Genomic DNA, 23,961 nt, shown 5'->3' on the forward strand with positions numbered 1-23,961 from the left:
TTGAATATGCTCTCTTTGTGCTCCCCTTCTGTCCTTGGCGAAGTTGCGTGATTGGAGCATAGAAACGCACCCGGACACTGACGACACGTCAATGCCCGCGGTGCCGACGCCGGGCGGGCAGCATCCAGTCGACTACATCCAGCGCCTGCCGAAGTTCAAAAAAAGTTCAAATTCCGGAGGTACGCCGCCCTTTTCGCCTTCTTGACCTCGACGGTGTCAACTCACCCGTCCTCTACACGCCCAGGCCATCCTCGCCGCTGAGCTCCGGACCGAAGTCCGGCGCCGGCATCTCCTGGTCGGTAGGCGGAGCCCAGGTCCGGTTTCGGGCCTCGCGGACCTGCACGCCTGCAGCGGATGTCGAGACCGCGACCGCATGCTCTGCTTGTTCATCGAGTTCGGTCCGGGCTCGGTCCTCAAGGTCCCGCTCCGGATCGGTCAGGTCATCACGGCGCTGCTGTTCGGCGACAGCGGCATCGAGCAGCTCGGTGTTGTCTTCCAGGATCTTCGCCGAGCGTCGTCGGCCTTCGTCGTCCAGGCGCTCGGTCTCGCGGGCATTGGCGAGCTCGGCGTCGCGCCGCCCCGTGTTTTGGGCCTGCTGCAAAGTCGATGTCCACGCCGCTTTCGGCACGGTGACCGCCCGCTCGGCGTCCTCGAGGTCCCGCTCGGCGGCGGCAACGGCCTCTTCGGCCTCTTCGACTTTGGTCTTCCAGGTAGCGATGCGGCCTTTGATTTCATCGCGCCCGCGATGCTGCCACCAATTCGTGGCCGCCAACTCATGCTCAATCTCGGCCAGCTTGTTCCCCCGCTTGCGCAGCTCCCGCTCGGCCTTGCCGACTTTCTGCTCAGCATTGTGCACGGCGTGGATCGTGGTGGCCTGGTTATCGAGCTCATGATGGCGATCTTGGACGTCGCCGACAGGGTCGCGATGCTCAGTGTCAACGGGGAGTTGGTCGGTCCAGATCATGTTGCGCAAGCTGGAGATATCGTCGGCCAGCTGGGCATCCGACATCCGCCGCAGCGCATCGCGGCGCAGCGCATCCACGACGCGGGCGAACTTCTCGGCATCCTCGCCACGCTGTTCGTCCAGATCACGGGCCATCCGCCACCGCAGCGCGGCCGCCGGTTGCTCAGCTGGCAGCGGCATCGGCTCGAACGCAGCTCGCGCAGCCACCTCCACATCGAGGCCGGTCGCCGACACCCGAGACCACTCCGTCGCGAGTGCCGGCCAGAACGGATCATCGAGGATCCGCGGATCCAACGAGGTCGCCAGCGCAGACCAGCGGCGAACATCGACGGCCTGGTCGCCGAGCACACGCGCGGCCCTGCGCTCCAGCTTGCGCTGCGTGCGGCGTTCGGCCGCACTGCGAGCATGAGGTCCGGTGCGGCGTCGGTCGATATCGGCGACACCCTGGGCGGCCCGCCACACCGCGAGATCGCCGAGCAATTCCGGGTCGGAGCCGATCAGCGACCGCGCCCACATCGGCGCCGACGCGACATCCCAGGCCCGCGCGGCCGCAGCGACCTCGGCGGCCAGCCCACGCACCTGCTGCTCCCGTTCCCGCAGATGCTGCCCGAACTCCGGATCCCCCCGCAGCCTCGCCGGTATGGCGGGCAGCCACGGCAGCGGACCACTCTCACGCGCATGATCACCGGTCGGGGCGATGCGCCAGTCCAGCACCGCGGCACGGTCCAGGGCACTGTCGAGCTCGCCTCGGTTCACCGCGGCGGTGAGGATCGCGACCGGATCACCTCCCTGCGCCGCGCGCAACGAAAGGCGTTGCCGCAGTGTCGGATAGGCCGGTTCATCGGTCAGACCGGGCACCAGGCGCTCGGCGGCGCCGTCGATATCGTCCAGCAGCTCCACGCCCGCGCGATATTCAGTGGCCGCAGCGATCGCATCGGCGTAGGCAGTGGCCGAATGCCGCAGGCGAGTGCGTGGATCGGCGGCCGCGCGGTCGGCGCTGGTCGCAGAAAGCTGCGCGCCATCGCGGCCTAGCACCCCGGTCAGCACATCGAGGTAGGTCGGCGGCATCCGCGCCTCGATCGTGAACGGCGCGGGCTCGGTGTCGGGCAGCGCCGTGGCGACGTAGGCGTGGTTGGCGCTGCGCCCGCGAGTCAGCATGACGTACAGCTGATTTCGGGTTTCCCGCCCTGTCAGCACGCCGTGGCATGTGTCGACGGTCAAACCCTGGCTGGTGTCGATCGTGGTCGCGTAGCCGAGGGCGGTGTGTTCGGCGACGTAGTCGGCGGGCAGCGTCACCAGTCGCCCGGATCCGGTGTGCGCGACGGTGATCCGCCCGTCCGGGTACACGGTGCGGACCCGCCACCAATATCCGTTTCGCACATGATCGGTGTCGGATATCCGCAGCTGATAGTTATTTTTCCGGGTGGCGATCATGTCGCCGACGCTGGCGGCCAGGCCGTCCCCGAGCCGCACCTCCGCGCGGCCGCTTGCCTTCGGATCACCGGCCAGCCGGGCCGCCCGGGCGCGGGCGTTCAGCTGGGCCACCATCGCACGAGTGGGGGCGAGCAGGATCGAATCCATGCCCGCGGCAGTGTCGGCCGCCCACGCCGCGAACGCCTGCTCGGTCACCGCGCCGATGGCACCGGTGTGGATGCGGTCATGATCGGCGTAGAACGCCAACGCGGCCGGATCACCCTGCCGCACCGCCAAAGACGCGGCACGTTCACCAGGATCAGTGAACCGCATCACCCGCGACAACGTCAAGGATCCAGCCTCATAGGCGATATCGCGGACGATCCCACCAGCTGCCACCGCCGCGAGCTGCTGATCGTCGCCGATCAGTCGCACACTCGCGCCGCGATCCAGCAGAAACCGCACGGCGGCATCCAGATTCGTCGTAGCCGCCTTTGCCGCCTCGTCGACGATGACCAGCGTTTCCGCGTCAATATCGCGCATCCACTCCGGAGCATCTGCGGCATCCAAAGTGCCGGCCTCCACGCGCTCCGCGACGTTGACCAGCATGTCGATCGTCCCGGCTCTCACCCCGGCCTCGCCCTCGAGCACCGCCGCCGCGGACGCGGTCGGTGCGAGCCCGATCACCGTGCCACCCTCGGCGGACCAGGCCCGCACCAACACCTGCATCGCCGTGGTCTTGCCCGTCCCGGCCGGAGCGATCCCCAACTGCAACCGCATCCCCGACGTGGCGAAAGCTTCCACCAGCGCATGCTGTTCCGGATTCAGTTGGCGGCCACGGTTGTTGGCGGCAAATTCCACGATCGCCACATCCACCGCGGCCGCCGATATGGTGCGTCCCCCACGGAGCAGACTCGCATCGATCAGCCGACGCTCGGCGGCGAGAACCTGCGGTGAGGTGAACGTCGCGGATCCGGCCACGACGAACTGGCTGGTTCCGTCCCGACGTCGCAACGCGTCCGGCACCACGAGGTTGTCGGGCATGCCGCGCGGGATCGAGATCGGCGGTGACATCGCTGCCTGGACCACCTGATTGCTGACCTGCCGCCATTGATCACGACCGACCTCGCCGCGCAGCTGCCGCTGGACCTCGATGCGCACATGGTGGATCCGCCAGGTGGCACGTCGCGTGGCAACCTTGTCGACCACCCGTCGTGCGGTCTCGGCGATCCATGCGTCATCGAATTCCTGCTCGCGCACCAGGACTCCGCGCCCCAGCACATCGGCGAGCATCGCCTCCACGGCCTGGTCGCCGCCGAGCAGCTGCACGGCCTCGGCCCACCAGGCCTCACGCTGCTCGGCGTGCGAGCGTGGACGGTGCTTCGGTGCGCGGGTCTTGATGGTCGCCGTCTGTGCCAATTCGACCGCTTCGCCGGGCGTCGGTTCACGGCCATGCCAGTTCTGGAAATCGGCGGTCAGCTCGGCCAGTTTGGATTCGATCATCGCCGAGCGCTTCGACCACATCACATTCAATTCGGTGCGCATCCCGACGATTTCGCGGATGGGCTGCAGCTCGGGGCCCCGGCCCGCCCGGTCGGCGAACTCGATGCCGAGCGCTGCCTCGAGATGATGTTCGAGGCGGGCGTCGTAGATCTCGGAGGCGGCCCCGCGCAGCTGGTGGATCAGCCGCCCATCCAATGCCCGCCACTTCCCATCGAGGGTCCGCACCTTGTTCGAGATGACCAGATGGATATGCAGATCAGGATCACCAGCACGGGAGTCGCGGTGCGTATAGGCGGCCGCGATCAGGCCTTCGGTGTCGACCTGGCGCACGCCGTTGGTGCCCAACCGGGTGTAGGTGTTCTCATCGAGGAAGGCCAGCACATCGGCGACCGCGGCCTCGTTGGCGGCCTCGATCTTCTCGGCGATTTCGCGTGGCGCCAACGCCCACAACGAACTGACCGACTTGCAGGGCGAGAACGTCAGGTCGTACGCACTCAACGCCGCTTTCGGCGGCTGCGAGTTCCGCGCCACCCACCACGTCAGCTCCCGATCCGACTTCGGAGGCCGGCCGAAGTCTTCCTCGAACATCCGCTTGGCCACCTCGCCGGATCCGCCGCCGCACCTCCTCCGGCACAGCCGCCCGCGGTTCGAAGCCGTGGTCTTCGTTCCACTCGGCGTAGGCTTTCGAGCGCTCCTGCAGATAGCGCGTCCGGCAGGCTGTACCGATACGGCCGCCCGCACCGCGCGCGATATCGCCTTCGGCGAGGCACCCTCTGCCCGCATGCGCGCGGTGATCGCTTCGGCATCCGGATGCATACCCTGGCCGTACAGCGCCGCCATCTGCGGCTCGAGCACCGGGTCGCCTTCGTCGATATCGGCGAACGCTACGAGCCCAGAACCGAGCCACCGGCCCGGCATCTCACCCTTCGCCAGGTAGTAGTCATCCAGGCTGGTGCGGCCTCGATCATCGCCGTCGCACACGGCGATGCACCTCGCGTAGTAGAGGTACCCGTCGCCCGCTGAAAGCTTGTGCAGCGTCATCACAAACCCCACGGTACGCAGCAGGACATCGCCGCAGGCTCCAAGAATGCACAGCGTGCGGGAGATGGATGGTTGGCGGCGCGTAGCTCGTGGGCGGTTGCGGATGTCCTGTTCGGAGGTAGGCGGTGTTCGGGCTAGCTTGCGGGGTTGGTGCGGAGTTCGGATATAGGTTGCGGTGTTGAGCGATTGACCTGCGGCTATGGAGCACTGGACTCATACACGCAGCCCCAACTCTTCGGATGGCCTGTGGCGCAGGAATTCCGGCGCCACCACAGAATTCGCGGCGAATCCGGCCCCACACCAAGGCCATTCGGGGTGCAGGATCGGAGCCTAAACCCGATTTGGGCGCTCGGGACGGCCGACGTCGAGGTGGCGGCGAGCCCTTCCCGAGCGTTGATACCGGTCTTGGGAGCGCGGAACAGGCTCGACGGTGCGGATGGACGACGAGCCGGTCATGCCGGTTGGTCAGCCCGGCGGCGACGAGGGCACACTGCGCTGCCGCGCGGTCAGCGGGTCGGTGGTGGCGCGCAGCGCGGGTATGGCCGTGCGGCGGCGGCGGCGGTGGCGGTGGAGCGCGGCGCCGCGGTATCGCTGCGGCGGCAGGGTCGCGGATGCGGCGTCGGCGGCCGCTATCCGGTCGCCGAACTCCTCATACAGTCGCAGCCTCCGCTAGCCCGGCGGGGTCGCCATCTCGTAGGCCGTGGTCGGCGGCTGCGGTCACGCGTGGTCCTGCACGACGGTGCCGGTGAGCGTTCGGCGTGGGCGGGGTCACCGAATTGGGTGGCGGCGTGCGATGCTCGCGGGCGTACTGGCGGTCTGCGCGGCGGTCTCGGCTGCAGGGTGGCTGGCGATGCGCGGCGGCGCTGGCCCAGGCGCGCGAGCAGGCGGGCGGCGGACTCCGCCGGGGTTTCGTCGAGCGGTTCGTAGTCAGCGCGTCTCGGCCGTCCCGGCGTCGCCCGTCATCGCGGTGGCGGTGGCCACGTCAGCGTCACCAGCCGCGTAGTCAACAGTGACCCGTTGACGGTGATGGATAGCGAGTGCTTCACGGCATCGTGCCGCGGCGGTCAGGTCGCCGGCCGAGGCGGCCAGTGCCGAGCAGATGGCTCGGTAGGCGAGCGTGGGAAATCGCCAGGGACGCTCGGCCACGTCGGTCGCCGCCTCGGTAGCCAGCGGCGTGGTAACCGTCGAGATGATAGGTCCCGATGATGAATGTGAACATGGCCGGCCATCACATCTGTGCGAGGGCGCAGCGCTCTGCCGGGGCGGTCATCTCCTCACAGCGGCCCAAAGCCGCGTTGGCACATACGAGCGCGGCGAGCGCGATTATTTCGAAGAATTCATTGAACCAACCGTCCCCGGCCAACGCGGCGGTGGCAGCTTCGGCTCCCGCAATGAGCTGAGTATGTAAGTTGGCAACCCATCCAGCGACTGCGTCATAGGGACGGCGCAGCCCGCAAGCGGTGGCGGCAGATTCGATCGCGGCCAGCTCACGTGCCGCGGCTGAACCGTCTTTGTCGGTCAGGATCACCGCGCGGTTCAGTGTCAGCAGCACCCGTTCACGCTCGGAGTCGGCAGCGCGGCGCAGCGCGGCGTCACCGCCGTAGCGGGCGCAGCTGACCAACGTGCTCGCATGCAAAACAGTGCGGCGCGCCGCCGCTCGACCGCGCGGCGCGCCAGCCATTCCGCGGTGATCGGATCGGCCAGCTTCAGCGCTTCGCTGCCGCACATTTCGGCGTTCGGCGTCCGACTCGACATCAGCACCGCGCGACGCACGGTTTGAATGAGACTGGTTGCGGCACCAGAGCGCGGTCGCGACGCGACCGCGCAGTGCCCGCAGCCGTGCGGGCGCGTCGGATCAGCGGGTCAGCCGCGCCAGCGCCGGATCGGCGTCCAGGTCGGAGGCGACCGCCGTCGGCCGCCTCGACAGCGGCGGATCGGTGAGCACGCACGCACGCAGCGGTCGGCCACCGCCAGCACGTCGACTACGGCCAAGACGGACTCGGGTTGTCGGGCGATGCTGGCTTGCACCAGCTCGGCCAGCGGCGCCGACACCTGCGGTCGGCCATCCCACACCCATATCCCCGATCTCAGGGTCAGCCGCTCGTTTGCGCGTTCGCCGTCGAGCAGATGCCGCAGATACAGCACGTTGCCGCGGGTGTAACGCCACAACTGGGTCGCAGTCGATGATTCGATCTGCCCACCCAGCACCGCGGCGGCCAGTTGCTCGGTCACTTCCGGTGAGAGTGGTTGCAGATCCAGCCGCTCCAGCAGCTGGTCTTTCCACAGTCCCGATACCGCATCCGGTGGCGTCTCCCCATGACGCACAGCGAGCAAAACGGTCGCCCGCCGCTGGCGCACCACCTGGTGGATCACCAGCGCTGATTGCTCATCCAGCAGGTGCGCGTCATCGACCACCAACAGCACCCGGCCACCAGCCGTGGGTGCCGACACTGCTGCCACCACGTCACGGACCCGGCGTAGCGGATCGACCTCGCTGGTTTCGGCCAGCTCGGCGAATACCCCCAACGGCACTGATCGCGCCGATCGTGTCGCCACGAACCATCGACACACGCCTGCGCCCGCCACCGAGCCACCACCTCGGACACCAGCCGCGTCTTGCCGACCCCTGCGGAGCCGGCCAGGAGCACACCGCGAGCAGCCGCTGTCGACGACTCCAACAGCCAGTCCAGTTCTTCTGCACGGCCTACCAGCGGCCACTCGGCCACCATTACCAGCGCGCCGCGCCGCGACAGCAGGGCCGAACTCGGCATCGGTGGGCTCATCGCCGATCACATTCCCGATCGCGGCCAGCTTCGCCCGGCCATGCGCAGCGGATCCACCGCATCGACCTCGATCCTGAGGACTTCCGCGATCACCTCGTCGGCGAGACCAGCGGCTCGCAACCGCAACGCCTCCGCATACGGAAACGGCAACAGGTCCACTGCGTGCTGCCACTGCTCATCATCTTTCACAACATCACCGTGCGCCGATATCGCCTGCAGGGGTGCAGCATCGCTCACCTGACTCCGCGCGCGGAACCGCCTGGCCGGCTCGACCAGCGCCATTGCCGGCCTCGTAGTCGTCGTTGACCACGCCGAGTGCGGCAGGCCATCATCCGCTGGAAACGCTGATGACCCGCCGCATAGTGAGCTCCTCGGCTCGCGCCACTGACCGGATCGTCAGCCCGTCCGACGAAACTGATCACCATCCCGCCCGCGCGGCCTACACCGGCGCAGAAACCACCATCGCGGCGCGGATCAGCACTACTTGCGCGACTGCCGCCGTCGCTCTGGACTCCACTCCGCCATCCTCCGGCCACCAGCTTCGGTGGCATGGATCACTGTGCGGGCTGACAGGACCTGAACACCTAGCCCTTTGTCGATGAATATCCGCCTCGGGCACGCCGAGCGCGAGTTGCTCGGTCTGGATCTCGACATCCGTTCGTCGGCGGAACAGCGGGATCACAGAACATTGCCCGGAACACTTACGGAACACTCGACCGAGACGACGCCCGGTCGGGGTAGGTGTTCCGTTGACCGATCGCCTACAGAACACCACGCCAGCACCTGGGACCGCGGAAAACGACCAGATCAGCTGATCAGCCATTCGTCCAGCTGTAGGTTGTGATCAGTTGATCCACAATCCGCTGCACTCAGCCGAGACGCCAGTCCGTCCTTCGATCGCAAGAGCGCAGCTCTCGCTGCCGAATCGCCTTCAGCTGCCGAACAGCTTCACCGAGCCGCCTTGACTGCGCGCCGCCGGCGACATCGCCCGCCGACGAATCCAGCTAATCCGCCGGCATTGCATTGCGGCCTGAAACGCCCGCACGGTTTTTATCGTGCGCTACACCGAATACCCATCGAGCCTGACTTCTCCGACGACCTGGCCTTGCGATGCCGACGACGCCACGGCCGTTGGCGATTGCTGTTCCGGTGACGCCGTCACCGCCGCGTCGTTGTTTCGCTAAGCGACGGAGCGTCTGGCGGCCGGTCACGACAACATGGCCGTCGAACCAGCCGAGTCCACGCGCCGAATCATCGCCGGATCTGTTGCCACCGAATCGCCGCCGAACTGCTCGCTGCCCACAACGCCAGCGTTGGTCCCGCTGGCCATACACGCCCGGAAGGCTCAGCCCGACAACACCGCCTCACCGACGACGCCGTCCCATCTGCGGTATTTGCAGCGCGGAGTCCCCGGGAAGCGGACTCTCCGACAATGCCATAGTTCTCCATCCTTCCCGATCTCGAGCCGTGCTCGATTCACGATCTCGACGCTAGAGTCGGTCGTCGTAGGTAACGCACTACTCCAGACCTCGAACCGCACGGCGAGTGCCGAACAGCGTCTATGCGGTGACCACGATGGTGAAGTCGCCGGAAGACAGCATGACAGCCCGCACAGCACGCCGCCGACATTCTGATGCTGCCTTCAGGCGGGGAATCCGACGACATAGCTCGGCCTGAAAGACGCCCAGGACCTGTCCGCAACCTGCGCCGCTTTGCTTGCGGCGGCGCGCGCAGGCACCAGAGCATCTGCGAGGCCGACCAGCGCCAGGCTGAGCGATCGGCACGTCGCACACCACGCACCGGGAGTATCACGCAGCACCGAGGACGACGGCTGGCTGACGGCCGATGCGCGGCAGGTACCAGATGCAACGAGTCCTTGAGCGGCGGCAGCATTGAGCCATGGCCGGTGCATCAGTCCGCGGAGCGCTGGAAGGCTCACGCAGCGATCGGACGGCACGCCTGGCCGAGCCTGCCCGCGCTCGCGCGGCCACAGGGACATCGGACGGATTTCGGCGCGGCGTCGAGGTCTTCCAACTCGATGGTGATGCGAGGATTGACGCGGTCGATCACGATGCGCTGGCGGGTTTCCAGAACGTGGGCGGCGTCGTCGTCGGGCAGCACGCCAGCCTCAGTGAGGGCGTCGAGCGCGGCCTTGAGGAACGGGCCCAACGTCGCCGTCACGGCGGCGCGCATCGGGAGCATGCCAGCACACCGCGACCCGGGTCCGGTTGAGCCGCAACGCTTCGAGCTGGCTGCGGCTGCCAGCCGACCATGGAGGCAACCTCAGCCTGGCCTGCGGACCGTCGACCGCGCACGGCGCTGGCCGTTGGAGGTCAGCGGCGGCGCAGCGGCAGCTCGATCGGCACAGCAGCTCGACAGCCTGGACCGTCGGACTGCTGTGCTTGATTGTCGAGCGGTCTCCACGACGCGGTCTCCCCGCTGCGACGCGCAGGCGACGCGCTGGTCGCCGGGGCATGGAGCGTCCTCGACCTGCGGCCGGCGATGGCGTAGGCTCCTTCACCAGCTTCGGTAGCTGCGCAGCTGCTCGTCGCGGCGCTCAGCCTCGTCGCGGCGCTTGGCATCTGCGGCGCCTGGCGCTCGGTGTCGAGCTGCCCGGAGCTGACCCACCTGCCTCGGCCTCCTCGGCGCACCTGCGCCGCGGTGGCGGCATTGATCTCGCCTCGGCTCGGCGATCCGCCGTCAGCGCGTCGACGATCCGACTCGGCGGCACTTGAGCGGCCTTGATCGCGGTGAGGGCATCTCGGCGGCGGCCGCTGGCGCGCTTCGCTGCGCGGCATCACGCTCGGCTTCGGCACGGCCGCCTGCGCTGGGCGCGGGCGTCGCTCGGCTTCGGCCGCAGCCACGCCTTGCTGCTTCGGCACGGCGTCGCCCACCGCCATCTTCCGCCGCTCCTCGACGTGCTTGGCGCGCCTTCAGCGGCGTTGAGCTTCTGCATCGGCGACGTCAGCGCCGTCTACGGCCTGGATGACCCGCGCTCAGCCGCACCGGCTGCTCGATGACGGCGCGGGCGCACGGACTCAACGGCCTGCGGCCTGGACGATGCTGCGCGGCCTGAGCGAACTGCGCGACCAGCGCCCGAACCGGCCGACTGCGTCCGACTACCGGGCTCAGACTTCGAACTGCCGTGCCGTCAGCACCTGAGAGGCCGGACTGCAACGAAACCTCGTCGACCGAGGTAGCGGCTGGCGGAGAGCGACCACCGGGGCGGCGGAATGACGAACCCTCCTGCGAGGAGGAACGGCGAACAGCAGGCGGCATTGAACTGCGCAGTCACGGCCTTGCGGCATTTTTCCATTATGCCGACAGGCGGCCATCGACTCTACCACCATCGCAGTACTTCGGAGACGGCCTGCAGACCCGAACGGGCGGCCGCACAGCCCTCGTCATCATCACGAACTCGCAGGTACCAGCTCGCCAATCGCAAGCCGCCTCTTCCTACCATATTTGGTATCCACGTCGACATCTCGGTCACGCCGCGCCTGCCTTCTCGCTTCTCGTCTGGTACCTCATCCTACAGGAAAATACTCGGCAGGTCAAGAAGAAAGGAAAGAAAATGGGAAAGAAAAGAAAGAAAGTAAAGAACAAACAGTTTGTTCTTTACTTTCTTTCTTTTCTTTCCCATTTTCTTTCCTTTCTTCTTGACCTGCCGGGTATTTTTCCTGTAGGATGAGAGGGTACCAGACGAGAAGCGAAACAGGAAGGCAGGCGCGGCGGTGACCGAACCGAGGATGGTCGACGTGGATACCAAATATGGTAGGAAGAGGCGGCTTGCGATTGGCGAACAAGCTGGTACCTGCGAGTTCGTGATGGATGACGAGGGGCATTTGTGCGGCCGCCCCGTCTACGTTCGGAGTCTGCAAGGCCGTCTCCCGAAGTACTGCGATGAGGTGGTTGTAGGAGTCGATGGCCGCCCTGTCGAGCATAATGGAAAAAATGCCGCAAAGGCCCGTGAACTGCACGGATTCAATGCCGCCCCTGCTATTCATACCGTTTCTTCCTCCTCGCAAGGAGGGGTTTCGTTACATTCCGCCCCCGCCCCGGTGGTAGTCACTACTCCACCAGCCGCTACCTCGGTCGAATCGACGGGTTTCGTTACAAGTCCAGCCTCTCAGGTTGCTGACAGCACAGCAGTTCAGAAGTCTGAGCCCGGTGAGTCGGATCACCCGGTCACTGAGGCAGTCGGCCGGTTCGAGGCGCTGGTCGCGCAGTTCGCTCAGGCCGCGCAGCAGATCGTCCAGGCCACACAGGCCGTTGAGTCCATTGCACCCGAGGCCCGCGCCGTCATCGAAGCAGCCGGTGCAGCCGGTGCGGCTGAGCGCGAGGTCATCCAGGCCGTAGACAGCGCTGATGAGGCGATCGCCGATGCTGTAGGAAAGCTCAACGCCGCTGAAGAGCGCGCCAAGAAGCACGTCGAGGAGCGGCGGAAGATGGCGGTGGAGCGCGACGACGCCCGTGCCGAAGCAGCAAAGGCTGTGGCTGCGGCCGAAGCCGAGCGAGACGACGCCCGCGCCCAAGCGCAGGCGGCCGTGGAGACTGCCGAAGCCGAGCGTGATGCCGCGCAGCAGACAGCAGAGGAAGCGCGCCAGCTGGCCCTTACCGCCGAAGAGAATGCCCTCACCGCGATCAAGGCCGCTCAAGATGCCGCCGAGTCGGATCGTCGACGCGCTGACGAGCGGATCGCCGAGGTGCGGAAGCAAGCCGAGGCGAAGATCAATGCCGCCACCGCGGCGCAGGTGCGCGCCGAGGGGGAGGCCGAGGAGCTGCGCAAGCAGGTGGGTCAGCTCTCCGGGCAGCTCGACACCGAGCGCCAAGAGCGCCGCACGGATGCCAAGCACCGCGATAAGCGTGAGGCTGAGCACCGCGACGAGATCAAGCAGCTGCACGAGTACTACCAGAAACTGGTGAAGGAGGCCTACGCCATCACCGGCCGCCCGCAGGTCGAGGACGCTCCATACCCCGGCGACCAAGGCGCGTCGCCTGCGCGTCGCAACGCTTAGCAGGGGGAGACCGCGTCATGGGGAGACCGCTCGACAATCCAGAAGCACAGCAGTCCGACAGTCCAGGCTGTCAGGCTGCTGTGTATACGATCGAGCTGCCGCTGCGCCGCCCACCGCTGACCTCCAACGGCCAGCGCCGTGCGCACTGGTCGACGGTCCGCAAGGCCAAGGCTGAGGTTGCCTCCATGGTCGGCTGGCAGGCCCGCAGCCAGCTCCCGAAACGTTTGCGGCTCAACCGGACCCGGGTCACGGTGTGCTGGCATGCTCCCGATGCGCGCCGCCGTGACAGCGACAGTTTGGGCCCGTTCCTCAAGGCCGCGCTCGACGCCCTCACTGAGGCTGGCGTGCTGCCCGACGACGACGCCGCCCACGTTCTGGAAACCCGCCAGCGCATCGTGATCGACCGCGTCAATCCTCGCATCACCATCGAGTTGGAAGACCTCGACGCCGCGCCGGAAATCCGTCCTAGTGTCCCTGTGGCCGCGCCGCAGAGCGCGGGCAAGGCTTCGGCCGAACGTGCCGTCCGATCGCTGCGTGAGCCTTCCAGCGCTCCGCGGACTGATGCACCGGCCATGGCTCCAAATCCTGCTGCCGCCGCTCCAAGAGTTTCGTTACATCTGGTACCTGCCGCGCATCAGGTTTCGTCACCGGCCGTAAGCCAGCCGTCGTCCTCGGTGCTGCGTGATACTTCCCGGTGCGTGGTGTGCGACGTGCCGATCACTCAGCCTGGCACTGGTCGGCCTCGCAAGACCTGCTCTGGTGCCTGCCGCGTGCGCGCTCACCGCCGCGCGAAGAAGTAAAAACGGCACAGGATTTGCGGACAGGTTGTCCTGGAGCGTCTTTCAGGCCCGAGGCTTCTTTATGTCGTCGGATTCCCCCGCCTGAGAGGCAACATCAGAATGTCAGCGGCGTGCGCATGTTGCGGGCTGTCTTCATGCTGTCTTCCGGCGACTTCACCATCGTGGTCACCGCATAGACGCTATTCGGCTACTCGCCGTGCGGTTCGAGGTCTGGAGTAGTGCGTTACCTACGACGACCGACTTCTAACGTCAGATCATGAAATCGAGCACGAGCTCGAAAGATCAGGAAAGGATAGAGAACTATGGCATTGTCAGAGAAGTCCACTTCCCAGGGGACTCCCGCGCTTGAAGGCACAAATACCGCAAATGGAGACGGCGTCGTCGGTGTGGGAAGGCGGGGTGTTGTCGGGCTGAGCGAGGCCTTCCAGGGCGTGTATGGCCACAGCGGGACCAACGCTGGCGTTGTGGGCGAAAGCGAGCAGTTCGACGGCGTATTCGGTGTAGCAAAAGATCCGGCAAGGGCGGGTGTCTCCGGCCATAATTCGGCGCGTGGACTCGCTGGCTGGTTCGACGGCCATGTTGTCGTGACCGGCCACCAGGGCAACTTTCCATCGCTTAGCGGAAACAACGACACGGGCGGTGACGGCGTCACCGGAACAGCAATCGCCAACGGCCGTGGCGTCGTCGGCATCGCAAAAGGCAACCAGGCTGGAGTCGTCGGAGAAAGTCAAGGCTTCGATGGAGTATTCGGTGTAGCACACGATAAAAACCGTGCAGGCGTTTCAGGCCACAATACAAATGCCGGCGGATTAGCTGGATTCTTTGGGGGCAATGTTGTCGCGACAGGCGATGTCACCGGCGGCGGCGCGAGTCTAAAGCAGCTCAGTGAAACTGTTCAGCAGCTGAAGGGAACGATTCAGCAGCAAGGAGCTGCCTTTCTTGCGATCGAAGGACAGATAGCGAACCTGGCGTCTCGGCTGAGTGCAGCGGGATTGTGAGATCAACTGATCACAACCTACAGCTAGGCAAGTAATGGCTGATCCAGCTGATCTGGTCGTTTTCCGTTGTCCGGGCCTAGGTGTCTTGGCGTGGTGTTCTGTAAGGCGATCGGTCAACGGAACACCTACCCCGACCGGGCATCGTCCTCGGTCGGGGTGTTCCGTAAAGGTGTTCCGGGCAATGTTCTGTGATCCCGCTGTTCCACCGACGAACAGGATGTCGAGATCCAGACCGAGCAACTACTTCGCGCTCGGCGTGCCCCCGAGAGCGGATATTCATCGACAAAGGGGCTTGGAGGTAATTGTTCAGGTCCTTCTGTCAGCCCCACACAGTTGATCCATGCCACCGAAGCTGGTGGCCGGAAGGATGGCAGAGGGTGGAAGTCCAGAGCAACGACACGGCGGCAGTCGCGCAAGTAGTGCTGATCCGCGCCGCGATTGGTGGTTTCTGCGCCGGTGTAGGCCGCGCGGGAACGGGATGGTTGATCAGTTTCATCGCGGACGGGCAGACTACGACGATCCGGTCAGTGGCACGAGCCGAGGAGCTCACTATGCGGCGGGTCATCAACGTTTCCAGCGGATGATGGCCTGCCGCACTCGGCGTGGTCAACGACGACTACGAGGCCAGCAATGGCGCTGGTCGCTAACCGAGGAGCCCCAGGCGATTCCGCTCGCGGGTCCGGCGGGCTGGAGTCGGGCAGCCGAGTGAGGTAATGCTCTACTGCACCCCTGCGGGCGATATCAGCGCACGGTGATGTTGTGAAAGATGATGAGCAGTGGCAGCACGCAGTGGACCTGTTGCCGTTTCCGTATGCGGAGGCGTTGCGGTTGCGAGCCGCTGGTCTCGCCGACGAGGTGATCGCGGAAGTCCTCAGGATCGAGGTCGATGCGGTGGATCCGCTGCTGCGGATGGCCGAGGCGAAGCTGGCCGCGATCAGGGAATGTGATCAGCGATGAGCCCACCGATGCCGAATTCGGCCCTGCTGTCGCGGCGCGGGGCCGGATACGCTGAAGTAATGGTGGCCGAGTGGCCGCTGGTAGGCCGTGCAGAAGAACTGGACTGGCTGTTGGAGTCGTCGACAGCGGCTGCTCGCGGTGTGCTCCTGGCCGGCTCCGCAGGGGTCGGCAAGACGCGGCTGGTGTCCGAGGTGGTGGCTCGGTGGCGGGCACGGGGGCGTGTGTGTCGATGGTTCGTGGCGACACGATCGGCGCGATCAGTGCCGTTGGGGGTATTCGCCGAGCTGGCCGAAACCAGCGAGGTCGATCCGCTACGCCGGGTCCGTGACGTGGTGGCAGCAGTGTCGGCACCCACGGCTGGTGGCCGGGTGCTGTTGGTGGTCGATGACGCGCACCTGCTGGATGAGCAATCAGCGCTGGTGATCCACCAGGTGGTGCGCCAGCGGCGGGCGACCGTTTTGCTCGCTGTGCGTCATGGGGAGACGCCACCGGATGCGGTATCGGGACTGTGGAAAGACCAGCTGCTGGAGCGGCTGGATCTGCAACCACTCTCACCGGAAGTGACCGAGCAACTGGCCGCCGCGGTGCTGGGTGGGCAGATCGAATCATCGACTGCGACCCAGTTGTGGCGTTACACCCGCGGCAACGTGCTGTATCTGCGGCATCTGCTCGACGGCGAACGCGCAAACGAGCGGCTGACCCTGAGATCGGGGATATGGGTGTGGGATGGCCGACCGCAGGTGTCGGCGCCGCTGGCCGAGCTGGTGCAAGCCAGCATCGCCCGACAACCCGAGTCCGTCTTGGCCGTAGTCGACGTGCTGGCGGTGGCCGACCCGCTGGAGATCGACGTGCTGTGCGTGCTCACCGATCCCGCCGCTGTCGAGGCGGCACAACGGGGCGGGCTCGTCACCTCCGACCTAGACGCCGATCCGGCGCTGGCGCGGCTGACCCACCCGCTGATCGGGGAGGTCCGACGCGCCCACACACCACCGGCACGGCTGCGGGCACTGCGCGGTCGCGTCGCGACCGCGCTGGAAACCTCTGGTGCCACAACCAGTCTCATTCAAACCGTGCGTCGCGCGGTGCTGATGTCCGAGTCGGATCGGACGCCGAACGCCGAAATGTGCGAAAAAGCAGCGAAGGCTGCCTTGAAGCTGGCCGATCCGATCACCGCGGAATGGCTGGCGCGCCGCGCGGTCCGAGCAGACGGCGGGCGCGCCGCACTGTTTTTGCATGCGAGCACGTTGGTCAACTGCGCCCGCTACGACGAGGCATTGGCGGTGAACGCCGCGCTGCGCCGCGCTGCCGACTCCGAGCGTGAACGGGTGCTGCTGACACTGAACCGCGCGGTGATCCTGACCGACAAAGACGGTTCAGCCGCGGCACGTGAGCTGGCCGCGATCGAATCTGCCGCCACCGCTTGCGGGCTGCGCCGTCCCTATGACGCAGTCGCTGGATGGGTTGCCAACTTACATACTCAGCTCATTGCGGGAGCCGAAGCTGCCACCGCCGCGTTGGCCGGGGACGGTTGGTTCAATGAATTCTTCGAAATAATCGCGCTCGCCGCGCTCGTATGTGCCAACGCGGCTTTGGGCCGCTGTGAGGAGATGACCGCCCCGGCAGAACGCGGCTACGCCCTCACACAAGATGTGATGAGCGGCCGGGCCATGTTCACATTCATCATCGGGACCTATCATCTCGACGGTTACCACGCCGCTGGCTACCTCGAGGCGGCGACCGACGTGGCCGAGCGTCTCAACCAAGCCCCTGGCGATTTCCCCACAGCTTTCACCTACCGAGCCATCTGCTCGGCACTGGCCGCCCTCGGCCACGGCGACCTGACCACCACGCAGGCACGATGCCGTGAAGCACTCGCTATCACATCACCGTCAACGGAGTCACTGTTGACTACACGGCTGGTGACACTGACATTGGCCACCGCCACCGCGATGACGGGCGACGCCGGAACGGCCGAGACGCTGTTAGCTGACTACGAACCGCTCGACAGAAACCCCGGCGGAGTCCGCCTGAGCCTCGCCCACCTGCTCGCGCGCGCCTGGGCCAGCGCCGCCGCCGGAATCACCAGCCACGCCACCACCCTGGCAACCGAGACCGCCACCACAGCCCGGGCAGACCACCAGTACGCCCACGAAGTCATCGCACGACAAACCGCCACCCAATTCGGTGACCCCACCCACGCCGAACGCCTCACCGAGCTCACCACCGTCGTGCAAGGACCACGCGTGACCGCAGCCGCCCGACACGCAACGGCACTACGAGATGGCGACCCCGCCGGGCTAGCGGAGGCTGCACGACTGTATGAGGAGTTCGGCGACCGGATAGCGGCCGCCGACGCCGCATCACAGGCCGCGACCCTGTACCGCCGCAACGGATACCGCGGCGCCGCGCTCACAACCACCGCCACCGCACGCCGGCTCGCCGCAGCAACAGGAGCCCATACCCCCGCGCTGCGCGCCAACACCACCACCGACCCGCTGACCGCGCGGCAGCGCGAAGTAATTGCCCTCGTCGCCGCCGGGCTGACCAACCGGCAGATCGCCGACCGGCTCGTCATGTCCATCCGCACCGTCGAAGGCCACCTGTTCCGCGCCTCCCAAAAGACCGGTATCAACACTCGGGAAGGGCTCGCCGCCACCCTCGACACGACCCGCCACTGAGTCAGCGTCCCGAGCGCCCAAATCGGGTTTAGGCTCCGATCCTGCACCCCGAATGGCCTTGGTGTGGGGCCGGATTCGCCGCGAATTCTGTGGTGGCGCCGGAATTCCTGCGCCACAGGCCATCCGAAGAGTTGGGGCTGCGTGTATGAGTCCAGTGCTCCATAGCCGCAGGTCAATCGCTCAACACCGCAACCTATATCCGAACTCCGCACCAACCCCCGCAAACTAACCCCGAACACCGCAACCTACCTCCGAACAGAACATCCGCAACCACCCACGAAAACTACGCGCCGCCAACCAAATCCATCTCCCACACACTGTGCATTCTTGGAGCCTGCGGCGATGTCCTGCTGCGTACCGTGGGGTTTGTGATGACGCTGCACAAGCTTTCAGCGGGCGACGGGTACCTCTACTACGCGAGGTGCATCGCCGTGTGCGACGGCGATGATCGAGGCCGCACCAGCCTGGATGACTACTACCTGGCGAAGGGTGAGATGCCGGGCCGGTGGCTCGGTTCTGGGCTCGTAGCGTTCGCCGATATCGACGAAGGCGACCCGGTGCTCGAGCCGCAGATGGCGGCGCTGTACGGCCAGGGTATGCATCCGGATGCCGAAGCGATCACCGCGCGCATGCGGGCAGAGGGTGCCTCGCCGAAGGCGATATCGCGCGCGGTGCGGTTGGGGCGGCCGTTCTATCAGTACAGCCTGCCGGAGCGCAGCTATCTGCAGGAGCGCTCGAAAGCCTACGCCGAGTGGAACGAAGACCACGGCTTCGAACCGCGGGCGGCTGTGCCGGAGGAGGTGCGGCGGCGGATCCGCAGCGAGGTGGCCAAGCGGATGTTCGAGGAAGACTTCGGCCGGCCTCCGAAGTCGGATCGGGAGCTGACGTGGTGGGTGGCGCGGAACTCGCAGCCGCCGAAAGCGGCGTTGAGTGCGTACGACCTGACGTTCTCGCCCTGCAAGTCGGTCAGTTCGTTGTGGGCGTTGGCGCCACGCGAAATCGCCGAGAAGATCGAGGCCGCCAACGAGGCCGCGGTCGCCGATGTGCTGGCCTTCCTCGATGAGAACACCTACACCCGGTTGGGCACCAACGGCGTGCGCCAGGTCGACACCGAAGGCCTGATCGCGGCCGCCTATACGCACCGCGACTCCCGTGCTGGTGATCCTGATCTGCATATCCATCTGGTCATCTCGAACAAGGTGCGGACCCTCGATGGGAAGTGGCGGGCATTGGATGGGCGGCTGATCCACCAGCTGCGCGGGGCCGCCTCCGAGATCTACGACGCCCGCCTCGAACATCATCTCGAGGCAGCGCTCGGCATCGAGTTCGCCGACCGGGCGGGCCGGGGCCCCGAGCTGCAGCCCATCCGCGAAATCGTCGGGATGCGCACCGAATTGAATGTGATGTGGTCGAAGCGCTCGGCGATGATCGAATCCAAACTGGCCGAGCTGACCGCCGATTTCCAGAACTGGCATGGCCGTGAACCGACGCCCGGCGAAGCGGTCGAATTGGCACAGACGGCGACCATCAAGACCCGCGCACCGAAGCACCGTCCACGCTCGCACGCCGAGCAGCGTGAGGCCTGGTGGGCCGAGGCCGTGCAGCTGCTCGGCGGCGACCAGGCCGTGGAGGCGATGCTCGCCGATGTGCTGGGGCGCGGAGTCCTGGTGCGCGAGCAGGAATTCGATGACGCATGGATCGCCGAGACCGCACGACGGGTGGTCGACAAGGTTGCCACGCGACGTGCCACCTGGCGGATCCACCATGTGCGCATCGAGGTCCAGCGGCAGCTGCGCGGCGAGGTCGGTCGTGATCAATGGCGGCAGGTCAGCAATCAGGTGGTCCAGGCAGCGATGTCACCGCCGATCTCGATCCCGCGCGGCATGCCCGACAACCTCGTGGTGCCGGACGCGTTGCGACGTCGGGACGGAACCAGCCAGTTCGTCGTGGCCGGATCCGCGACGTTCACCTCACCGCAGGTTCTCGCCGCCGAGCGTCGGCTGATCGATGCGAGTCTGCTCCGTGGGGGACGCACCATATCGGCGGCCGCGGTGGATGTGGCGATCGTGGAATTTGCCGCCAACAACCGTGGCCGCCAACTGAATCCGGAACAGCATGCGCTGGTGGAAGCTTTCGCCACGTCGGGGATGCGGTTGCAGTTGGGGATCGCTCCGGCCGGGACGGGCAAGACCACGGCGATGCAGGTGTTGGTGCGGGCCTGGTCCGCCGAGGGTGGCACGGTGATCGGGCTCGCACCGACCGCGTCCGCGGCGGCGGTGCTCGAGGGCGAGGCCGGGGTGAGAGCCGGGACGATCGACATGCTGGTCAACGTCGCGGAGCGCGTGGAGGCCGGCACTTTGGATGCCGCAGATGCTCCGGAGTGGATGCGCGATATTGACGCGGAAACGCTGGTCATCGTCGACGAGGCGGCAAAGGCGGCTACGACGAATCTGGATGCCGCCGTGCGGTTTCTGCTGGATCGCGGCGCGAGTGTGCGACTGATCGGCGACGATCAGCAGCTCGCGGCGGTGGCAGCTGGTGGGATCGTCCGCGATATCGCCTATGAGGCTGGATCCTTGACGTTGTCGCGGGTGATGCGGTTCACTGATCCTGGTGAACGTGCCGCGTCTTTGGCGGTGCGGCAGGGTGATCCGGCCGCGTTGGCGTTCTACGCCGATCATGACCGCATCCACACCGGTGCCATCGGCGCGGTGACCGAGCAGGCGTTCGCGGCGTGGGCGGCCGACACTGCCGCGGGCATGGATTCGATCCTGCTCGCCCCCACTCGTGCGATGGTGGCCCAGCTGAACGCCCGCGCCCGGGCGGCCCGGCTGGCCGGTGATCCGAAGGCAAGCGGCCGCGCGGAGGTGCGGCTCGGGGACGGCCTGGCCGCCAGCGTCGGCGACATGATCGCCACCCGGAAAAATAACTATCAGCTGCGGATATCCGACACCGATCATGTGCGAAACGGATATTGGTGGCGGGTCCGCACCGTGTACCCGGACGGGCGGATCACCGTCGCGCACACCGGATCCGGGCGACTGGTGACGCTGCCCGCCGACTACGTCGCCGAACACACCGCCCTCGGCTACGCGACCACGATCGACACCAGCCAGGGTTTGACCGTCGACACATGCCACGGCGTGCTGACAGGGCGGGAAACCCGAAATCAGCTGTACGTCATGCTGACTCGCGGGCGCAGCGCCAACCACGCCTACGTCGCCACGGCGCTGCCCGACACCGAGCCCGCGCCGTTCACGATCGAGGCGCGGATGCCGCCGACCTACCTCGATGTGCTGACCGGGGTGCTAGGCCGCGATGGCGCGCAGCTTTCTGCGACCAGCGCCGACCGCGCGGCCGCCGATCCACGCACTCGCCTGCGGCATTCGGCCACTGCCTACGCCGATGCGATCGCTGCGGCCACTGAATATCGCGCGGGCGTGGAGCTGCTGGACGATATCGACGGCGCCGCCGAGCGCCTGGTGCCCGGTCTGACCGATGAACCGGCCTATCCGACACTGCGGCAACGCCTTTCGTTGCGCGCGGCGCAGGGAGGTGATCCGGTCGCGATCCTCACCGCCGCGGTGAACCGAGGCGAGCTCGACAGTGCCCTGGACCGTGCCGCGGTGCTGGACTGGCGCATCGCCCCGACCGGTGATCATGCGCGTGAGAGTGGTCCGCTGCCGTGGCTGCCCGCCATACCGGCGAGGCTGCGGGGGGATCCGGAGTTCGGGCAGCATCTGCGGGAACGGGAGCAGCAGGTGCGTGGGCTGGCCGCCGAGGTCGCTGCGGCCGCGCGGGCCTGGGATGTCGCGTCGGCGCCGATGTGGGCGCGGTCGCTGATCGGCTCCGACCCGGAATTGCTCGGCGATCTCGCGGTGTGGCGGGCCGCCCAGGGTGTCGCCGATATCGACCGACGCCGCACCGGACCTCATGCTCGCAGTGCGGCCGAACGCCGCACGCAGCGCAAGCTGGAGCGCAGGGCCGCGCGTGTGCTCGGCGACCAGGCCGTCGATGTTCGCCGCTGGTCTGCGCTGGCGACCTCGTTGGATCCGCGGATCCTCGATGATCCGTTCTGGCCGGCACTCGCGACGGAGTGGTCTCGGGTGTCGGCGACCGGCCTCGATGTGGAGGTGGCTGCGCGAGCTGCGTTCGAGCCGATGCCGCTGCCAGCTGAGCAACCGGCGGCCGCGCTGCGGTGGCGGATGGCCCGTGATCTGGACGAACAGCGTGGCGAGGATGCCGAGAAGTTCGCCCGCGTCGTGGATGCGCTGCGCCGCGATGCGCTGCGGCGGATGTCGGATGCCCAGCTGGCCGACGATATCTCCAGCTTGCGCAACATGATCTGGACCGACCAACTCCCCGTTGACACTGAGCATCGCGACCCTGTCGGCGACGTCCAAGATCGCCATCATGAGCTCGATAACCAGGCCACCACGATCCACGCCGTGCACAATGCTGAGCAGAAAGTCGGCAAGGCCGAGCGGGAGCTGCGCAAGCGGGGGAACAAGCTGGCCGAGATTGAGCATGAGTTGGCGGCCACGAATTGGTGGCAGCATCGCGGGCGCGATGAAATCAAAGGCCGCATCGCTACCTGGAAGACCAAAGTCGAAGAGGCCGAAGAGGCCGTTGCCGCCGCCGAGCGGGACCTCGAGGACGCCGAGCGGGCGGTCACCGTGCCGAAAGCGGCGTGGACATCGACTTTGCAGCAGGCCCAAAACACGGGGCGGCGCGACGCCGAGCTCGCCAATGCCCGCGAGACCGAGCGCCTGGACGACGAAGGCCGACGACGCTCGGCGAAGATCCTGGAAGACAACACCGAGCTGCTCGATGCCGCTGTCGCCGAACAGCAGCGCCGTGATGACCTGACCGATCCGGAGCGGGACCTTGAGGACCGAGCCCGGACCGAACTCGATGAACAAGCAGAGCATGCGGTCGCGGTCTCGACATCCGCTGCAGGCGTGCAGGTCCGCGAGGCCCGAAACCGGACCTGGGCTCCGCCTACCGACCAGGAGATGCCGGCGCCGGACTTCGGTCCGGAGCTCAGCGGCGAGGATGGCCTGGGCGTGTAGAGGACGGGTGAGTTGACACCGTCGAGGTCAAGAAGGCGAAAAGGGCGGCGTACCTCCGGAATTTGAACTTTTTTTGAACTTCGGCAGGCGCTGGATGTAGTCGACTGGATGCTGCCCGCCCGGCGTCGGCACCGCGGGCATTGACGTGTCGTCAGTGTCCGGGTGCGTTTCTATGCTCCAATCACGCAACTTCGCCAAGGACAGAAGGGGAGCACAAAGAGAGCATATTCAAACGCGTTGGGCCTCATAGGCTTCCAGTGTTTGGCGCTGCCCCCACCCGACCAGGGGTGGGGGTCAGCTGTGAAAAACCCCGCCACCAACTGCATGAATGAGAACGGAGCTCAATGAGTAGGGTAACCATCCCACCCGACGAACAGCAGAACCATCCGCCGGCCAATCCGCACCCACCTGGGACGCATCCATTGGTGAGCTTGGCGGCCGCGATGGTCGCGGCGACACCGGTGGGTCTGCTCACGGACTGGTCGAGCGCGGTGCCGGTCTTCCTGACCGTGTTCACCGGACTGCTCGGCATACGCCAGGTGTGCCGACGCGAATAGCCCACGCTCTGGGCTTCATCGTCGGTGGTCGCACTGCGTCCCCGGGCACCCCCAGTGGCGCAGTGCGACCGCGCAGTCAGGTCCGAATGAGTCCTAACCCCCGCTGCGGCGTCGGCACGCGCCGCAGCGGCAGCGGGGATTTCGCGAGGCTCGCTACCTCGTCCAGTCCTCGTCGGG

General features: G+C 66.5%; 16 protein-coding genes. 10 read left to right on the top strand and 6 right to left on the bottom strand.

The window, feature by feature from the left end; genetic code table 11:
• Positions 1-232: 232 nt before the first annotated feature.
• The 3 genes from mobF (ACQP0C_RS41955) to ACQP0C_RS41965 form a co-directional block, all read right to left on the bottom strand.
• Positions 233-4,921, bottom strand: a complete 4,689-nt coding sequence (gene mobF, locus ACQP0C_RS41955) for a MobF family relaxase (RefSeq protein ID WP_433734852.1) — start codon at positions 4,919-4,921, stop codon at positions 233-235.
• Between the two features lie 927 nt (positions 4,922-5,848).
• Complete coding sequence (locus ACQP0C_RS41960) at positions 5,849-6,067, bottom strand: hypothetical protein (RefSeq protein ID WP_433734853.1); 219 nt, start codon at positions 6,065-6,067, stop codon at positions 5,849-5,851.
• An 82-nt stretch (positions 6,068-6,149) separates the two neighbouring features.
• A complete protein-coding gene (locus ACQP0C_RS41965) occupies positions 6,150-6,473 on the bottom strand; it encodes a hypothetical protein (protein ID WP_433734854.1) in 324 nt (107 codons plus the stop codon).
• A gap of 78 nt (positions 6,474-6,551) precedes the next feature.
• On the opposite strand from ACQP0C_RS41965, the gene ACQP0C_RS41970 reads away from it, so the two are divergent.
• Positions 6,552-6,701 (top strand): hypothetical protein, encoded by a 150-nt coding sequence (locus tag ACQP0C_RS41970; RefSeq protein WP_433734855.1) that lies wholly within the window; start codon positions 6,552-6,554, stop codon positions 6,699-6,701.
• A gap of 83 nt (positions 6,702-6,784) precedes the next feature.
• On the opposite strand, the gene ACQP0C_RS41975 is transcribed toward ACQP0C_RS41970, so the two are convergent.
• The 3 genes from ACQP0C_RS41975 to ACQP0C_RS41985 all read right to left on the bottom strand — a co-directional run bounded on the left by ACQP0C_RS41975 (position 6,785) and on the right by ACQP0C_RS41985 (position 9,897).
• Positions 6,785-7,453 (bottom strand): hypothetical protein, encoded by a 669-nt coding sequence (locus ACQP0C_RS41975; RefSeq protein ID WP_433734856.1) that lies wholly within the window; start codon positions 7,451-7,453, stop codon positions 6,785-6,787.
• 257 nt (positions 7,454-7,710) lie between these two features.
• Positions 7,711-7,893, bottom strand: coding sequence for a hypothetical protein (locus tag ACQP0C_RS41980; RefSeq protein ID WP_433734857.1), 183 nt, complete (start codon positions 7,891-7,893; stop codon positions 7,711-7,713).
• Positions 7,894-9,639: 1,746 nt separating this feature from the next.
• Positions 9,640-9,897: a hypothetical protein gene (locus ACQP0C_RS41985; protein ID WP_433734858.1), complete on the bottom strand. Its 258-nt coding sequence runs from the start codon at positions 9,895-9,897 to the stop codon at positions 9,640-9,642.
• A 952-nt stretch (positions 9,898-10,849) separates the two neighbouring features.
• Here ACQP0C_RS41985 and ACQP0C_RS41990 point away from each other — a divergent pair.
• The 9 genes from ACQP0C_RS41990 to ACQP0C_RS42030 all read left to right on the top strand — a co-directional run bounded on the left by ACQP0C_RS41990 (position 10,850) and on the right by ACQP0C_RS42030 (position 23,784).
• Positions 10,850-11,395 carry a hypothetical protein gene (locus ACQP0C_RS41990; RefSeq protein WP_433734859.1) on the top strand — a complete coding sequence of 182 codons (546 nt, stop codon included), beginning with the start codon at positions 10,850-10,852 and terminating at the stop codon, positions 11,393-11,395.
• Positions 11,396-11,462: 67 nt separating this feature from the next.
• Positions 11,463-12,722 (top strand): hypothetical protein, encoded by a 1,260-nt coding sequence (locus ACQP0C_RS41995; protein WP_433734860.1) that lies wholly within the window; start codon positions 11,463-11,465, stop codon positions 12,720-12,722.
• Between the two features lie 17 nt (positions 12,723-12,739).
• Positions 12,740-13,522, top strand: a complete 783-nt coding sequence (locus ACQP0C_RS42000) for a hypothetical protein (RefSeq protein ID WP_433734861.1) — start codon at positions 12,740-12,742, stop codon at positions 13,520-13,522.
• Positions 13,523-13,824: 302 nt separating this feature from the next.
• A complete protein-coding gene (locus tag ACQP0C_RS42005) occupies positions 13,825-14,520 on the top strand; it encodes a hypothetical protein (protein WP_433734862.1) in 696 nt (231 codons plus the stop codon).
• Positions 14,521-14,897: 377 nt separating this feature from the next.
• Positions 14,898-15,104 carry a hypothetical protein gene (locus ACQP0C_RS42010; protein WP_433734863.1) on the top strand — a complete coding sequence of 69 codons (207 nt, stop codon included), beginning with the start codon at positions 14,898-14,900 and terminating at the stop codon, positions 15,102-15,104.
• Positions 15,105-15,279: 175 nt separating this feature from the next.
• Complete coding sequence (locus ACQP0C_RS42015; protein ID WP_433734864.1) at positions 15,280-15,477, top strand: hypothetical protein; 198 nt, start codon at positions 15,280-15,282, stop codon at positions 15,475-15,477.
• An 8-nt stretch (positions 15,478-15,485) separates the two neighbouring features.
• The gene (locus ACQP0C_RS42020; protein ID WP_433734865.1) at positions 15,486-18,155 is read left to right on the top strand and encodes a LuxR C-terminal-related transcriptional regulator; all 2,670 of its coding nucleotides are present in this window, start codon (positions 15,486-15,488) and stop codon (positions 18,153-18,155) included.
• Positions 18,156-18,526: 371 nt separating this feature from the next.
• Positions 18,527-23,227 carry a MobF family relaxase gene (gene mobF, locus ACQP0C_RS42025; RefSeq protein ID WP_433734866.1) on the top strand — a complete coding sequence of 1,567 codons (4,701 nt, stop codon included), beginning with the start codon at positions 18,527-18,529 and terminating at the stop codon, positions 23,225-23,227.
• A gap of 344 nt (positions 23,228-23,571) precedes the next feature.
• Positions 23,572-23,784 (top strand): hypothetical protein, encoded by a 213-nt coding sequence (locus tag ACQP0C_RS42030; RefSeq protein WP_433734851.1) that lies wholly within the window; start codon positions 23,572-23,574, stop codon positions 23,782-23,784.
• The last annotated feature ends 177 nt before the right edge of the window (positions 23,785-23,961 follow it).

Source organism: Nocardia sp. CA-129566, from assembly GCF_050956075.1.
Lineage (GTDB): Bacteria > Actinomycetota > Actinomycetes > Mycobacteriales > Mycobacteriaceae > Nocardia.

Coding starts and splice junctions, on each gene's coding strand:
- mobF (WP_433734852.1), bottom strand. CDS start 4,921: ATGACGCTGCACAAGCTTTCAGCGGGCGACGGGTACCTCTACTACGCG.
- ACQP0C_RS41970 (WP_433734855.1), top strand. CDS start 6,552: ATGCAAAACAGTGCGGCGCGCCGCCGCTCGACCGCGCGGCGCGCCAGC.
- ACQP0C_RS41985 (WP_433734858.1), bottom strand. CDS start 9,897: ATGCGCGCCGCCGTGACGGCGACGTTGGGCCCGTTCCTCAAGGCCGCG.
- ACQP0C_RS42000 (WP_433734861.1), top strand. CDS start 12,740: ATGGGGAGACCGCTCGACAATCCAGAAGCACAGCAGTCCGACAGTCCA.
- ACQP0C_RS42005 (WP_433734862.1), top strand. CDS start 13,825: ATGGCATTGTCAGAGAAGTCCACTTCCCAGGGGACTCCCGCGCTTGAA.
- ACQP0C_RS42020 (WP_433734865.1), top strand. CDS start 15,486: ATGCCGAATTCGGCCCTGCTGTCGCGGCGCGGGGCCGGATACGCTGAA.
- mobF (WP_433734866.1), top strand. CDS start 18,527: ATGACGCTGCACAAGCTTTCAGCGGGCGACGGGTACCTCTACTACGCG.
- ACQP0C_RS42030 (WP_433734851.1), top strand. CDS start 23,572: ATGAGTAGGGTAACCATCCCACCCGACGAACAGCAGAACCATCCGCCG.